Origin of the sequence: Bacillus sp. Cr_A10 (genome assembly GCF_029222665.1) — a bacterium.
Lineage (GTDB): Bacteria > Bacillota > Bacilli > Bacillales_A > Planococcaceae > Psychrobacillus.
Genome location: NZ_JARHXR010000009.1, coordinates 374484 through 390275 on the forward strand (window position 1 = coordinate 374484; position 15792 = coordinate 390275).

General features: G+C 33.1%; 15 protein-coding genes. 10 read left to right on the forward strand and 5 right to left on the reverse strand.

Annotated features, from left to right (window positions below):
• Window positions 1-390 precede the first annotated feature (390 nt).
• Window positions 391-552: a hypothetical protein gene (locus P2Q73_RS08945; RefSeq protein ID WP_275786077.1), complete on the reverse strand. Its 162-nt coding sequence runs from the start codon at window positions 550-552 to the stop codon at window positions 391-393.
• A 697-nt stretch (window positions 553-1249) separates the two neighbouring features.
• Here P2Q73_RS08945 and P2Q73_RS08950 point away from each other — a divergent pair.
• From P2Q73_RS08950 to P2Q73_RS08960, 3 genes are all read left to right on the forward strand, one after another.
• Window positions 1250-1462, forward strand: coding sequence for a hypothetical protein (locus P2Q73_RS08950; RefSeq protein ID WP_275786080.1), 213 nt, complete (start codon window positions 1250-1252; stop codon window positions 1460-1462).
• A 58-nt stretch (window positions 1463-1520) separates the two neighbouring features.
• Window positions 1521-1700 (forward strand): N-acetyltransferase, encoded by a 180-nt coding sequence (locus P2Q73_RS08955; RefSeq protein WP_275787425.1) that lies wholly within the window; start codon window positions 1521-1523, stop codon window positions 1698-1700.
• Window positions 1701-1972: 272 nt separating this feature from the next.
• Window positions 1973-2338 carry a cupin domain-containing protein gene (locus P2Q73_RS08960; protein ID WP_275787426.1) on the forward strand — a complete coding sequence of 122 codons (366 nt, stop codon included), beginning with the start codon at window positions 1973-1975 and terminating at the stop codon, window positions 2336-2338.
• 438 nt (window positions 2339-2776) lie between these two features.
• Here the strand turns inward: P2Q73_RS08960 and P2Q73_RS08965 are convergent, their stop codons facing one another.
• Entirely contained in the window at window positions 2777-3991 is a 1215-nt protein-coding gene (locus tag P2Q73_RS08965) for an MFS transporter (RefSeq protein ID WP_275786082.1), read from the reverse strand.
• 468 nt (window positions 3992-4459) lie between these two features.
• Complete coding sequence (locus P2Q73_RS08970; RefSeq protein WP_275786085.1) at window positions 4460-5278, reverse strand: mechanosensitive ion channel family protein; 819 nt, start codon at window positions 5276-5278, stop codon at window positions 4460-4462.
• A 727-nt stretch (window positions 5279-6005) separates the two neighbouring features.
• Here P2Q73_RS08970 and P2Q73_RS08975 point away from each other — a divergent pair.
• Window positions 6006-6227, forward strand: a complete 222-nt coding sequence (locus P2Q73_RS08975) for a hypothetical protein (protein ID WP_275786088.1) — start codon at window positions 6006-6008, stop codon at window positions 6225-6227.
• Between the two features lie 217 nt (window positions 6228-6444).
• Here the strand turns inward: P2Q73_RS08975 and P2Q73_RS08980 are convergent, their stop codons facing one another.
• Both P2Q73_RS08980 and P2Q73_RS08985 read right to left on the reverse strand, forming a co-directional pair.
• A complete protein-coding gene (locus P2Q73_RS08980; protein WP_275786091.1) occupies window positions 6445-6708 on the reverse strand; it encodes a hypothetical protein in 264 nt (87 codons plus the stop codon).
• A 332-nt stretch (window positions 6709-7040) separates the two neighbouring features.
• On the reverse strand, window positions 7041-7322 hold the full coding sequence (locus P2Q73_RS08985; RefSeq protein WP_275786093.1) for a hypothetical protein: 282 nt from the start codon (window positions 7320-7322) through the stop codon (window positions 7041-7043).
• An 840-nt stretch (window positions 7323-8162) separates the two neighbouring features.
• Between P2Q73_RS08985 and P2Q73_RS08990 the strand changes: the two genes are divergently transcribed.
• The 6 genes from P2Q73_RS08990 (at window position 8163) to P2Q73_RS09015 (ending at window position 15353) form a co-directional block, all read left to right on the forward strand.
• Entirely contained in the window at window positions 8163-9770 is a 1608-nt protein-coding gene (locus tag P2Q73_RS08990) for a hypothetical protein (RefSeq protein ID WP_275786096.1), read from the forward strand.
• A 903-nt stretch (window positions 9771-10673) separates the two neighbouring features.
• On the forward strand, window positions 10674-11189 hold the full coding sequence (locus P2Q73_RS08995; protein WP_275786098.1) for a YkvA family protein: 516 nt from the start codon (window positions 10674-10676) through the stop codon (window positions 11187-11189).
• 681 nt (window positions 11190-11870) lie between these two features.
• On the forward strand, window positions 11871-12746 hold the full coding sequence (locus tag P2Q73_RS09000; RefSeq protein WP_275786100.1) for a GNAT family N-acetyltransferase: 876 nt from the start codon (window positions 11871-11873) through the stop codon (window positions 12744-12746).
• A gap of 404 nt (window positions 12747-13150) precedes the next feature.
• Window positions 13151-13867: a class I SAM-dependent methyltransferase gene (locus P2Q73_RS09005; protein ID WP_275786103.1), complete on the forward strand. Its 717-nt coding sequence runs from the start codon at window positions 13151-13153 to the stop codon at window positions 13865-13867.
• A 520-nt stretch (window positions 13868-14387) separates the two neighbouring features.
• Window positions 14388-14570 (forward strand): hypothetical protein, encoded by a 183-nt coding sequence (locus P2Q73_RS09010; RefSeq protein WP_275786106.1) that lies wholly within the window; start codon window positions 14388-14390, stop codon window positions 14568-14570.
• A gap of 333 nt (window positions 14571-14903) precedes the next feature.
• Window positions 14904-15353, forward strand: a complete 450-nt coding sequence (locus tag P2Q73_RS09015; protein WP_275786109.1) for a DUF1569 domain-containing protein — start codon at window positions 14904-14906, stop codon at window positions 15351-15353.
• Window positions 15354-15792: the final 439 nt, after the last annotated feature.

Consider the following 15792-nt stretch of genomic DNA (forward strand, 5'->3'; position numbering starts at 1 on the left):
TGCAATAGTGTTGTCTAGTATATTATTAGAAAAAAATTTATCTTTCCATAATTTTTGTACAGAAAAATGTTCTGGAGTATAACCTTGACGATTAACAAATAACTTATACTTTTTTCCTTGACTAATAAAGGAATAGGAAGTTTTCTCAAATGAATTAAACCAAGTATTTACATCGGAAGTGGTTATGTAACCTGTCAAATTAGTAATAATAATATCTTTATAAATGGATGTACTTATATTTTTAATCGAAAATCAACTCCTCACTTATTATTATAAATTAAATAAAGGAGGAGTGTAAAAAAAAATATGTTTAATAGCACACTTCGAACAAATTACGTCATAAAAAAAGACCTTCCAATTGAAGGTCTATAGGAGAAATAAACTAAAAGCCTAACGGTTAATTGGAGGTTCTAATTCTCTCTTTTCCACATGAAGAAGGTAAGCCTCAGTTAAAAAATCAATATCATTAATGATTTGTTCCTTTATCTGGGTAATTTCACATTTGTAATAATCATCTACTAAACGATTAATTTCATGTTTAACCAAATCCATTGGTATTACCTCTTTCAATAATTCTTATAGCATAGTATGTACTATATATGAACTATTTGAAAGAGATTTTACAAAAACTAACTTCATAAGATAAAAAAAGACAGAAAGCGACAGGTAATATTGTTTCTCAAAGGTCAATCAATAAGACATAGAGCTTCAGTTAAGAGCCGTATATCAACTAGTATATATTCTTTGATTAGTAAGTTTTCGCATTTAAAATAGTCATTAACTAATCGATTCAACTCATGATAAATAAGACTCAATAATTTCAACTCCTTATATTTAACTCAATTAAGTATAGGTGTTTTTAGGATTATTGGAATAAGATTGCCCAAAAGTTAAAGAAAATATCACATTTGAAGATAACTTAACCTCCTGAGGTATATAATTTTATAATATTAGCTTTATGTATTTAAAATTTTAATTACGTTTAGGTCTCTCTTTATTGAATTGTCTCTGCAAAGGAGTGGAAAGAATGGCAGTACCTAAATCATGTGAAAATTGTCGTAAGAAACCATGGACAGAGACTATGAATTATATGGGCGACATTCATTTTTATTGCAAAAAATGTTTTATAAAAATTCAATACCCAGTCAAAGCGGATTAGTACGCAGTTCGAACATAATGTGGAATAAAAGAGAAGGTGCTTCTTTACTCGGTAGTTGAAAAAGAAAAAATAATTGGAAGAGGGTTTACCTTGATTAAAATAATTGACATTAGTGTTAGAGATAACGCTATGGATGTATTAAACATTCAAATACCATCCTATATGGTAGAGGCTGAAATAATCGGTACCAATGAAATGCCGCCATTGAGAGATACCGTCGAAACATTGCAAGAATGCGAAGAAGTATTCTTTGGTTATTACGAATATGAAGACCTATGTGGAGCAATATCATTAAAAAATTGAAAATGATGTTGTTGATATACACAGGTTAATTGTACATCCAACACATTTTAGAAAAAGAATTGCCCAGAAGCTTTTAAATTTTGTAACAAATAATTACAAAATTAAGAAAATAAAAGTGGCGACTGGTTCCAAAAATACTCCAGCAGTTAGTTTTTATATAAAGAATGGCTTTGAAAATATTAAAGAAGTCACTGTAAATGAAAATTTATCTCTAACCTTTTTTGAAAAGAAATTATAATTTTCTTTTTGAGGAACGTCCGGATTATTAAAAAAAGATGTCATTTAAGTCAGCAGAGATTTGCTGGCATTTTATTTAGCAACCGAAACATAATGTCCATCTTTCTTCTTCAACTAACGCACCAGTTTAGTTCAAGAGTGCTGTTTGATTTTTGTTCAACAATTGGGCCATTTTGTTGAAGATCAGCAGAAACTTTTGAGATCTTAATCAAAATAGTAATTAATCTATCGAAGTTGTAAAATAAGGGTAAGAATAGTTCTGGGGGGATTTATATCAATTATAATGCTATTAATCTAAGCGAGAAACTGTCCAAATTCAGTGAACACTGGTCGCCCAAAGTCATTGGTGAAATGAATGATTATCAGTTTAAGTTAGTTAAGATTTTGGGGGATTTTGTATGGCACCATCATAAAGACACCGATGAGGCATTCATCGTGATAGACGGCGAGTTGTCCATTGCTTTCCGCGATGGAGAGGTTAAACTTTCCAAAGGAGAAATGTATGTGATACCAAAAGGTGTGGAACATAAGCCTTATGCTGAAAAGGAATGCCATATAATGCTGGTAGAGCCTAAAGGTGTAGTCAACACTGGTGAAACTAATTTAAAACTAACTGCTGAAAATAACATATGGATTTAAACCAATAATTCAGTTACTTTCTTTGGATCAACATATAAAGGAAGTTACATATATTCCGTAATCGGGAGCGATTCTTTAATAAGAATCGCTTTTCTATGCTACAAATAAATTGCAGTACAAAAAAATTATATGATTACAATTAGCGACTTACTCTTAATTGAGTAGGTCGGTTATTATAGTCTATAGAAACTATTTGGGGTAACCTTAACTTACTTCCACTAGTCCATTCTCTTGCTCTTATTTCATAATGGAATGGAGGAATCATAGAAAGTAATCCTTCCTTTACCTCCTTTGTGAAACTCTTATGCTGCTCTAGTTCGCCAGCTATCTTCCAATAAAAGTAAAAAATTACACAAAAAACGTGAATTTCACCGAATATGGTGAATTCACTGTTTTTTTTGTTACTCCTTTTACTTCATTTAATCTAATTCATCCCAGTTATAGTGCACTTGAGTTTTTAGTGTCTTGTAGAAATTCCTCTTTTCGCATCTTAACTTGCCGCAACTGATATAGTCCATAAACCAATAAGCCCACAAATACAAATAAAGAAGAAGACAAAAACATACCGCTGTATCCAATATAATTTGCAATAGTACCTAAGACAAAGGCTCCACCTGCGATACCTAAATCGACTGACATTAGATAAGTAGCTATGGCGGCACCTCTACGTTCGGAAGGCACAGCGTCTATTACAAGCGCTTGTAAGCTTGGTTGTATAGAACCTAATCCAAGACTTATTAGAAATGCTGAAAGCAAAAAGATAGTAAGGGTATTCGATTGACTTAACACAAACGTTCCTACGATACACAATAACATTCCCGGATAGATGACAAATGAAGCTCCGTATTTATCGGATATTTTTCCAGTAAGAGGCCTTATTACTAATAGCACACATGAATAAACAGCAAAAAAGTATCCCGATGCTTCTACCATTTTTAATTCTTTTGCATAAAGAGAAATAAACGAAACAATACCGCCATAAACAGATACGATCATGACAGAAACAATACAGATATGTATTACTTTAGGTTCGACAAGTTTTTCCATAAGCGACCGTTTTTGGTCTCCACCGTTTTTTTGTGTATGATCATCAACCTTAATCAAATTTCCTAAGAAAGCGCTAATTCCACCTAGAACACAACAAAAAATAAATAAAACGTTAAAATTCCCATTATTCATAATCCATACCCCTAATGAAGGACCTATTACAAGTGCTAAGCTGACGAAGGCTCCGTAATACCCCATTCCTTCAGCACGACGTTCAGATGGCACGACATCAGCTGCCATTGTTCCCGATGCTGTTGTAGCAATTCCAAAGCTAAACCCATGAATTAATCTTAAAAGGAAAAATAAAAGTAGTCCCGGAATATTTAAATAGAGAAACATTAATACAAAAAAGGCGATACGTGCATACAAAAACACTTTCTTTCTCCCGATTTCATCCAACCATCTCCCAGCTAGAGGGCGAGCAAATATTTGAGCTGTTGTAAAAAATGCGATAATTAACCCCACTTGTCGTTCTGTACCATCAAGATGCTCTACTAAGAAAACAGGCAAAGTTGGTAACAACATATAAAAGCTAGTAAACATAAAAAAATTGCTAAAACATAATAGCAAAAAATTTCCACTCCATAATTTGTTATTATTCTTCATTGCATCATATCTCCTCTCTTTTCATATTCTTCAGAACTTGAATCTACTATTATATTATAAAAAGGTTATAAATGGAAACAGAGGCGGCTGAGTGGTAAATTTACAAAAACAAGAATATAAAAAATAAATTCTTCTTGATTTGCTAGTTAATCTATCAATCTATAACTAAGCAATTACATGAGGAATCATTAATTGTTGCCAAATACATGGTTGGCGAAATAGATAAAACTTACAAAATTTTCTCGTGCAAAATAAAACAAATGAAACAGAAGTAGGGAAGGAATGTGCGTATTATTATTCTGAAGGTACTAGAACACGGGGAAGTTGCAGAAATGATTTACATGAAAAACAATGGTGAAATCAGCAAAGGCAAGTTATAGTAGTTATTTTGTTTATAATATAGGGAAAAACAAGGTGAATGAAAGTAACTTAATTTACTTTCATCCACCTTATCTTTAAAAAGTATTTTTAATGGCTTGTGTTGAGGCTCTCTCCCATCATCAAGTCGTTCTTGTAGGCAGCCATCGCCAGTTCATACCTCACTTTTTTGCTCATTTCAACGAAATCCGCTTCCTTCACAAGACCTGATAATGAATACCGGTGACCCCTGAAATCCACGTTCAGTTCGGTGATTTGGTTGAATTTGAAACTCTCCACTGGAACGCCGTTCTCATCCTTCAACAGGTATTCACCGTATTTCTCGTTGCATGTTTGTGCTACTTCCTCCATCACCTTGAAAGCATCGTCCGGATTTTGCCTATAGTTGAGGATAAGGCTTTCGTTCACCCGGCGCATTCCCCGGTTCCCGTTCTGAAGTTCCGAGATGTTGCTATAGGAGACCGAATAGAGATATCCGTCATACTGGCGGATCTTTAGGTGGCGCATGCTGATTTCCTCGATTTTTCCCTGACGGTTCCCATTGATAATGACATAATCCCCGTGATGGATCTGGCGCTCAAACAAGTAGGTCAACCCCATAATGTAATCGCGGATGATATGCTGAAGTATCAATGCCAAGGCACCTGCCAACACGACCGAACCAGTGACAAGCTTTGCCAGGTCGAAGAAATGGCTAAGCACATAAATAAAGAAGAACACCAGTCCCAATACCTTTGTCACCTGGTTGGCAAAATGCATCAATGTCTCTTCTCGCTTTTCATCCAAGATGCTTGTTTTTTCAAAGAAAAGCTTGATGGATTTGCGGATCAAATAAATCGTGAGTGTAATCAGCAGAGCCACCGTTAAAATTTTTACGGGCAACTGCTGGGACAGTCCCAAGAAAAACATCCTATCAACCCCCAATTTTTTACACTATACCAAAGGAATACGAATAAGGAGAAAACCTTCCTTTCCAACAAACCTTAAAGATAGCATGGTTGCATTAAAAAGAGAATCCCTCTCAGTACTTCTTGAGGAACGATTAGATTGCCAATAATTTGTTTTCCGCTGCTGAATGGATATTAAAAGATACAGAGATAAAGATAAATGAGAGAATTGAACCTGTGCTACCCTTTTTTCGTTCTTATTGGACTCCCTCAGTTTGTTGAAGAAAGAACAGTGTAAGAAGTAGCATGAATTTTAGCGGTCTCTGTCTCATATTTTGCAAGGACGGGTATTAAGGTAACTAATACATAATATCAGAGGTACCGATAGTTCAAGAATCTTCTTCTTCAGCCATTAAACATTATGGACTTGGAATTCCATTTTCATTCTCTGTGGTGAAGCGCTGATTTTTTCGGGTCTTGGATTTCTAACGGGGGAGTTAATGCAAAAAAAATAGTCTTTGAGACTTTAAATATTTATGTCAGGTGAGTGAATATATTCTTCAAGTAACGGTTGCTTTAGTTAAACAAGACCATCATTTCGATGGTCTATTTTTACGTTCAAAACTACAAGTAGTTTTCGGCAATAAAATGTGAAATGTTACACTTAACTAACGGGGCAGGTTAGTTAAATAAGCGACTCATGATGTTTAAAACCGTAGTTGGGTTTTAAACTTAGAAAGGAATTTTAAATGGAAAGTATTTTAATATTAATTTTCGGTATAGGATTTATAGCTTTTGGGATTAGACACAATAAAAATATTCATAAAGAAGAAGGTTTTGGTTCAAGTGGTTCTGTCATTCTTGAATTTATAATGAGTTGGTCAGATAAATTTCCATATTGGTTTACAAAAACAATTTATATATTGATTGGTCTTGGCTGTCTGATTAGGAGTTACCTTACATACTTTTAAAGGAGATTGTGAAGGATTCTTCTTCAACTAACGGGTGCTTTAGTTGAAGATGAGAATGGGAGTTTTTATGTCGCATTTGACACAAACTATTCATCAGTATAGGCAGTAAATGACCTTTTTAAAGTTCTAATTCAGGTGTCTTAGTAAAATAAGATTGTATTAATAAAAAGGGGTAAACCATATAAATCTGGTTTACCACCTTCTAATCTCACATTAATTACGAAAAATTTAATTTATCTAGTGTTGTAATCGTACTTAAGCCTGGAACAAAAGTAAGGAATTCTTTGATTTCACAAATGCTAATAAATATTGTAGGGGCACTATACCCTATAGCTAATGCTCCGACGCCTATATTTTTGGTTATATTTTCCATTACAAGCATAGAATCATCGATAACATCTCTTATGGTTCCTTGGACAAAAGCATTCTTTTCAAAAACGACAACGAGCTCGCCTATATGTTGCTCAAGTTGTTCTGCCAATCCCTCAACACACTCACATTGGCAATCTATTTTAAATCTCTATAAGATATTCAGATTATCTCTGGGTGTCTGTATGATTGTCCAATAAAGTTTGAAGTTATTTTAAAAATCTAAGAGATTTTTTGGGGCTACAACCAAAGAGAGACGAAGAAATTATGTATGAAAGGGAACATGAAAGGAAAGAGGAATAGATAAATTATTTAGAAAAGCTATGAAGAAGTAGTCGCAGCTTAATGAACAGTTCGACCAAAAAGCGATGTAAAACTGAGACTGATTATACTCTCTAAAGGAACAGTCATCCCTAATGTTATATTTAGGGATGACTGTATTAACTAAGTATTTCTAGTTGTTGTGTTGTTTTTATTGTTGTTTCGCTCATTATTATTACTATTATTATTTAGATTTTGATCATTTAGGATTATTTCGTTTAAATTGTCGAAGTTGAAATCCTCACCGAACTCAGATCTATCATTTGGATTGATATTGTTATTGCTATTTCGGTTATTGTTGTTGTTGCGAATATTGTTTGGGTCATTTCTATCTAAGTTTAGATATTCCAAATTTAAATTTTCATAGTTGTAATCATCACCAAATTCATTGTTACTATTCATCATTACTGTTCACCTCCTTAACCACATTAGTGTGGTTTAGTAGGCCAAAAAAATACTCTGAAAGTTAAATCCTGAACACAAGCCGAACAAAATATGTCCTAAAACAAAAAAAGACCTTTTGCATGAAGGTCTTTAACACCTTGAGGCAGTAAATTTTAGAAGTTAGATAGGAAGCCTCACAGTTATTTATATTATTATATTCAAAAATCACAAAATTATAAGTAGAACCCTAGGAAATGGTTAGAGAAATTGGTGACTAGAAAATAAAAAGACCTTCCGATTGAAGGTCTTAAGGAAGTGTAACGTCACCCAATAAATAGATTGCTCAGTTATTAGAAATATATGCATACAAAATAAAAAGATAATACAAAAAAGACTAGGACCATATCAGACTTTCCCGACTGATTTGGATCTAGTTTGTAAAGTATGTGCAGTAAAAGGGTGTTTAATTCAACTGAAGGATGATGAGGTTAGGTGATTCCTCACAGTTGCTTTATAGAGTATTCCAGATATTAAGCTGTATCTGGGCAACTGGTTAGTTGAAGAAGCAGTCAAAGCGGAGTATAGGGATGCCAATAACGAGTTCTTCCATAGAAATTATGAATTCCTCCGAATTTAATGCATTATAAGTGGAACTCGTCTCTTCAATTAACGGGCGCATTTCCAGAGTATGGATCTGCGCTTTTTTGCATTAAAGGGCCAGAATGTAGAAGATTTAATAAGCTATTTAGAGAACAGGAAATTAATCGACTATTGCTATGCCTCAAACAAAAGAGTATACGGAGAAAATATTATGGGAATATTTTAAGTAAAAATCAAATTATTTAGGATAGGGTGATATATATGGATCCAGAATATGAGGTATTAGTTTTTTTATATCAAAAATATAGTGCCATAGAAGCAGAAAGAAAACAAAAGAAAGAACAACAAAAAATGATGGAACAGATAATTAATGAAATTACATCGTTTACGAGGAAGTACATTGATAGTATGCGGGTCGAACAGTTTAAAGCACAGTATGAATCCTTAGTCGGATATTATAGCGATATGAAAAATTCAACCGGTCAAGATGGTGTACCTAATTTCCAAAAAGGATGTAGAGATGTACTAGAAGGGACAGAAAATTTCATTATAGAAAAAATGGCGACACCTCTAGAAGATGAAATTATAAAAGAAACATATCTACTACATGCTCAAATTGTTTGTTTAATGACTGCTTCGTATATAGAAATTAATGAATTGTATGGATATGAACTAGAGAGCAATATATTAGAAATATATGAAAAAAATTTAAAACTAACTTGGGACCTGGAGAGTACAATATTTAATGCTTGGTATCAGCACCTTCTAACACATAACGAAAGATTTGCAAGAGTAGAAAGATGGAGATCTGTATACTTAAGTCAGGTGAAACGGAAATTAACAGTCTATCGTCAATATCGCGACAAATTATTAAATTTAATACAAATAGCACAAATAAATAATAACCCTAATTTCAATAGCAAAACCCCGGATCTTCTTTATGGTGGATTTGATTTTCCAAGGTGTTCTGATTACTCAATAATAGAAGATTTAGAGGATAAGACTAGAAAATATTTGGCGATAAATGACAGAGGAATGAAAGATCCGAATATTGCCTTCGCTAGTATTGTTAAAGATACTCCATTCAATACTGTTGAAAGAGATACTGAAATTGATTTTGATGTAGTGTTGAAGTCCCTTAAACCAGGTAGACAGGTAGCATTAGTTATTTATGAACTTAGACCTTCAGATAGAGGTGCGATAGAGAATGGTGAAGCTAGTACAGGTATTCTAGAAATTGGAGATGAATGGGTGCATCAAACCGTTAAATATAGAAAGCAGTTTGATGAAACAAGTATTCGATGTGAAATTTATTGGTATGATCGGGATCCCGAGAATCTTTTAATAGACAAGGCTTATATCACATTGTCCCCAAAATTGAACCCATATTTAGACTCAAAAGAACCTACCAGAGATGATACTCTGCATTTATTGGGATGGCGAGCTGAGGAACAAAGGTGTCGACATCTTTCTTTACACACCGACTTTAATAAGTCTTATAGAACATGGCAGTATATTTATGCACATAATAATGGAGGCAATGTAGGAGATCCAAGTATACATCAAGATTCATGGGTTTTACGTAAAGATAATGAAATGGAAAATGAATTTGTATTTGAAGCGTTCGTAAAAAATGAAGAAGATATAACTCGAAAAATTCAATTAACACTTTGGGAGTTAGGTAATACAAAACTTAGTCCTATAGATAACCATAGTGAAACTTATGAAATTACGGCAGAATGGACAAGAGTACAGGTTCGCTACAAAAAAAAATACCCTATAACATTTTTAAGAAGTGAAATATATTGGTTCGATCAAGAACTTGCAGCACTATTAATTGATAATGCAAGATTATTTCAAACTGAGTAAAAGATAATAAAATGAACAAACTTTTTTATACTTAAATCTGCTGGAGAAGAATACACTTTGACCAATCTTTTTTCAAAATGGATTCTTTTATTTATCGTAAAATATGGGTTTGCGAGGTATTATTGATCAAACTTTATTTCAAATCTACAGCGATTAGGTTTCTTCGATCGAACGAAAATCAGTCAGTGGTTTTGAACGCCAAGTGGTTTTTGTACGACCACAATGTGTAATAATAGAGAAGGTGCTTCTTCAACTAACGGGTGCTTTAGTTAAACATGACCATCATTTCGATGGTCTATTTTTATGTCCAAACATCAAGTAGGTTTCGGCGATCCATTGTGAAATGTTACACGTTAAACTAACGCAGCAGTTTAGTTGAAGAAGAAAATGGGAGTTCATATGTCGCATTTGACTATTACTGCACAGTGAAGTTCTTAATTCTTAATTTCCTTGCTCACTTTTTAAAGGAAAAGAAGCAGATGGTAGTGAATAAATATATTAGTAAATAATAGTGAGAGTAGGGATATGGTATGGAATTTGGGGATTATTTAAGAAAGAGTTATCATTTGGGAGACAAATCTGTAAATGATTATATTAGTCGGTGGAACGGGATCCTTAACAAAGGTTTATATAATGGAGAAACAGAGCTTACTCCTTCTTTGTTAGCAACTGTCGATAGGGAGTATTCAGAAGACTCTCATTATCGCCTCACACTTAAACGATATATTGAATTCCAAAACAAACAGAAACAAAAAAGTTAATAAGGATAAGTAGGAAATGAGAAATGAGTAGAAATGAATCTAATCATTTTTGTTACTAAGATCAAGAGTATTTGATCTGATGATAAATGGATAAATATGATGTATAATTTATTTGTAATTTACTAATCCTTGGAGTGATTTTATGTTAAAAAATCTATTTAAGAAGAAAACAGATCTAGACGAATTATCTTCAACTAATATTGTTGAAGTAGACGAAATTGAAATTGAAGAAAAACTATTTGCTGAGTTAAAAGATGACGCAGAAAAACTGAATGCTGAAGATATAAACCAACACGAAGAGCATTTCTCAGAGGAAAAGTTTTGGATTAAGGTTCAAAAATTTTCTAAAAGAGCTGGAACTTCTGTAGTCTACGCCGTTTTATTACTTTATTACACACTTCAAAAGCCAGATGTACCATTAAAAGTTAAAGCAACCATTGTTGGGGCTTTAGGTTACTTTATTTTACCTCTAGATATTATACCCGACTTAGCAGTTGGTGTAGGATATGCTGATGACTTAAGTGTTGTAATATTCGCTTTAGTTCAAGTAGCTTTATATGTGGATGATGAAATTAAAATGCAAGCCAAAAATAAACTAAAAGATTTATTTGGGGAGAATGTAGATACAACTGAAATTGATAATAAACTAGGAAGATAATGATATTATGAGTCTGTTTCCAAGGTTTTAGGGAACAGACTTTATTTTCTTGAATTAGTGGTAAGTACTTTAACGTTTTTATTGGAGTTTAAATACATAGAGAATTAGACGAATCACTAATAAAACAAAATCATTTGTTGCATTTTACGTAAGAAATGCGTAATAGAAGCGAAGGTTATTTTTCAACTAAAGCAATTTTTGTATATTTTGGATGGAAAAAGAGAATGTATTAACAGTTCCCTTAGAAGAAGGATACTATGAATATGAAGTAGTCGAAACATGGAAAAAAGGTGTAACTACTTCGGTATTTGATATTGATGCAAAATAGAAGTTTGTGAAGTAATGTACTTAAACTAACGGGTGCTTTAGTTTAACAAGACCATCATTTCGATGGTCTTTTTTTATGTCCATAACTTTAAGTAGATTTTGGCGATCCATTGTGAAATGTTACACTTCAACTAACGCGGCAGTTTAGTTGAAGAAGGAATAATTAAATCTTTATTGAATATGAATAGGAGGGTTCAATAGTGATAATTGAATGTTTGATGGAAAAAAGGGAGAGTTCAATTTTAGAGATAGTCATAGAGGTTAGTTTAAGATGATTAAATATAAGGGGATGCCTTAGGAAGAATATCAAAAAGCTAGTTACAAATATCAAGAAGAATCGAGGAGATTAAATAAATGAGTAAACCTGTAATTCGAACTTATAAAGATTCAAGTGATTTAAAACGAATGCAGAAACTTACACAAGCTATATGGTCACTGGAACCTAATTACCATATAGGCGATCTAGCTTGGCAACGCCACCGACACGCTGGACGCGAGGATGATTGGGATACTGCAATTTGGGAAATGGATGGGAAGCCCGTTGCTTGGGGATGGATTCAAAAACCTGGTGAGTTAATATGTCAAGTTGATCCCGATTTTCCTGAGGTGGCCAAGGATGTCATTGACTGGTTTGATAAAATAACTAAAACCAATGAGCAAAAAGTGACTGTCCTAGAAACGGAGTCGCATCTTATTTCAGCCTTAGAAGATTCTTTATTCAACCCATTAGCAGTAAATCCAGAAGTCCTCACAAAAATTTCATTGGATAGTTGTTCATTCCCTGTTCAATTGCCAGATAAGTTTAAAGGTCGCCATATCAAGGGTTCTGAGGATTTAACAAATCGTGTGGCAGTACATAGGGCTGCATTTCATAAATCCAGAGTCACAGAAGAAAGTTACTTGAATGTTATGAATACCTATCCTTATGATTCTTCTCTTGATTGGGTAATAGAATCCCCAAATGGTGGGTTCGTAGCATCTTGTTTAATTTGGTTTGATGAAGATAACAAGGTGGGGTTACTGGAACCTGTTGGAACGGATCCGAGATTTAGGAGAATGGGGTTAGCGAGTTCAGTCTGTAAGCTTGCTCTCAATGCGTTGAGTGATAAGGGGGCAAAAACGGCAGTTGTTGTTTGCACTTCCCTAGATGCATGTGAGCTTTACAAGTCTATTGGTTTTGAACAATTCGCTCAAACAAAATCATTTCATCGTCTTAAAAATACTTTATAAACTTCGATTTTCTTCTTCAACTAACGGGTGCTTTACTTCAGGAAGGAGTAAGGCCTTTTTTCTTATTGAAGTAACAGGTTAGTTGAAGAGTGTTGTTCAACAATCGGGCCATATTATTGAATAACATTTTTTTATTAAAGGTTACCAAACGACGCTTTGGGCACATTTTTGTTCTACATATCACTAAAAGAATATTATTTTAGAAAATTAAGATATAATAAGAGTGACTTTATTTACAAAAGATTGATTAATATGAAACAGGTAACAAAGGTGATTGAAAAGTAGATATAGTTTCTCTTTTCAAAGCAATAGTTAGTTCGTATAGGTTTTACAAAGTGGTCTGGGAACAAAAGAATGATTCATTTTGGGGACAAACAAGTATGATTTAGGAAGTAGGTAAATAAATGATTCCACTAGTGTATGACCAAGTTAATGGCTGGGGCAAAGACGATGAATTTTTTTTAGCAATATTGAAGAAGATTAATGTAAAAACTATAGCTGATTTAGGCTGTGGGACAGGGAGATTGACAACTCATTTTGCGAAAGCAGAATATCAGATTACAGCTATTGACCCGAATGAAGAAGCGATTGAATATGCGAAAAGTAAAGAGTATCCAGGAGAAGTGATATGGATTATTGGTGATAGTACAAATTTACAAACTAATGCGTTTGAAGCTATCATTATGACAGCGAATGTTGCACAAGTGTTTCTTACAGAGGAAAGTTGGGTAAATGTCGTTGCTGATGCGTATCGAGCATTAAAACCCGGAGGACACTTTATTTTTGATACACGTAATCCATTAGCAAAGGCGTGGGAACAGTGGGAAAAGGTCACGGAACCGGATGTTGCAACAGATTTGGTGAACGGTGAACCACTTGAAATTTGGACGCAATATGAGGGATTAGTAGACGATGTTTTTACGTTTTATGAAACGGTGAAAAAAGCACGTACGGGGGAAGTAGTTATTCATGAAAAAATGCAATTAAAATTTAGAACACAGGAAACAATCTATGAATCATTAAAAAAAGCAGGTTTTTCACAGATTCAAGTTTATGGAGATTGGGAGTTTAAACAAGCAACTTCAAAAACAAAATCTTTTATTTTTCACAGTATAAAATAAATAATTTTCTTGATTTTTTAGGAATTAAGTTTATAAAGGCGAAAAAAAGATTGTAATGTATTTTACTTAAACTAATGGGTGCTTTAGTTTAACAAAACTATCATTTCGATGGTCTATTTTTTATCACGAACATTTATCCAGAATATCAAGAAGATCTCAAAAATTGTTTGTGAAATATTACACTTAAACTAACGAAGCGGTTTAGTTAAAAAGACAATAATTTTGATATATATTGTTTTATCCAAAATAACTTTTTTAATAGGATTTTCAGGAAAAAAGTATATTAAAAAGACCGCCAAAAATAAAAAAGTAAAAACTTATTTAGAGAGACTTTTTCTTTTAGGATTATTGCTTGCAGTAATATTTGTTAGAGGCTTTATTACGTTTATTGATTCAACAAACGGGTAACGGGTAGCCCTAGTAAAAGATCATGGGGATGCCATATGAAACTCTTATTCTTATTGAACTAACGCAGCAGTTTAGTTGAATAAGGATTATTATTTTTAGGGATGGTTATAGTATGAAAAATGATATATTGAAAGCATTCTTTATATTATGGGGGCTAATTTTATTTATTGAGCTATTCTGGTTTGGTTTGTTGACTAATAGACCTCATTCAACTTCAGAAGTTTTATTTGCTGTCACTGTGATTGCTGTAACAAGTGTATTTGGTTCGGTTGGAATGTATTTATTTAAAAGTTAGAGGAAATAAAATCTTATTCAACTATAAGGTGCTTTAGTGAAACAAGACCATCATTTAGATGTTCTATTTATTTATCCAAAACTTCAAGTAGATCTCAGAAATCCATTGTGAAATGTTACACGTTAAACTAACGGGGCAGTTTAGTTGAACAATCGGCATAAGCTTTTTTTCAACAATCTGGCAATTTAATGGAATAAGATTTTCGAACAAAATTAGATTATTATGTTATTATTGTTTTGAGATTTTGAGAAAATTGATATCTAAAGAAGCAGAACAGAATAAATGGATTTTTTGTGGTGATGTAGAGGTAGATTGGTAATGGGAGATGAACAAATGAATAATATTTTTAATCAATTGCATTCAGAGGAAATTTTAAACCGTATTGACAAATTAAGCCCAATTTCAAAACCCCAATGGGGTAAAATGGATGTTGCCCAAATGCTAGCACATTGCTCATCCTTTCAAGACATTGCAATGGGACATTCTTTTCCAGCGAGAGGTTGGTTAGGAATATTAATAGGAAACTTTGTGAAACCAATTTTTTATAACGACAAGCCATTAGCCCAAAATATGTCCACAATTCCGACCATTTTGATTGTAGTTGAAAAAGAATTTGAAACAGAGAAGGAAAAACTAAAACAAAAAATTATAACTTTCCAAATTAATGGTCCAAAGAAGTGTACGACTCATCCACATCCATTTTTCGGTAAACTTACTTCCGAGCAATGGGGAAAAGGAATATACAAGCACCTTGACCATCATTTAAAACAGTTTGGTGTTTAGTTAGTTTTTAGAAATATAAATAAAAGTTGACCAAAGAGAAAAGTAACTAAATGCCATAACGGCTTAGAAATAAATAATTACCTTATTGTTAAAAAGAATATTCTTTTTTTAACTAACAGGTGCTTTAGTTAAACAAGACCATCATTTCGATGGTCTATTTTTACGTCTAAAACATCAAGTAGATATAGTCGATACATTGTGAAATGTTACACTTAAACTAACGGTGCAGGTTAGTTGAACAAGGGTTGGTAGGAATCAGCCTGTAAAGGATATAAATATCGAAGAGGCAATAGCAATTAAAGTAAATGACAAGTTAAATAAACCATATATAAAAATTTTGAATGAACTTAGGATAAGTTTCAGAGATTGAGCTACCATGAAAATAAATTTCTCCTTCTAAATCGTTAAATAATGAGGAGAGCGTGCATTAATAAGTCTA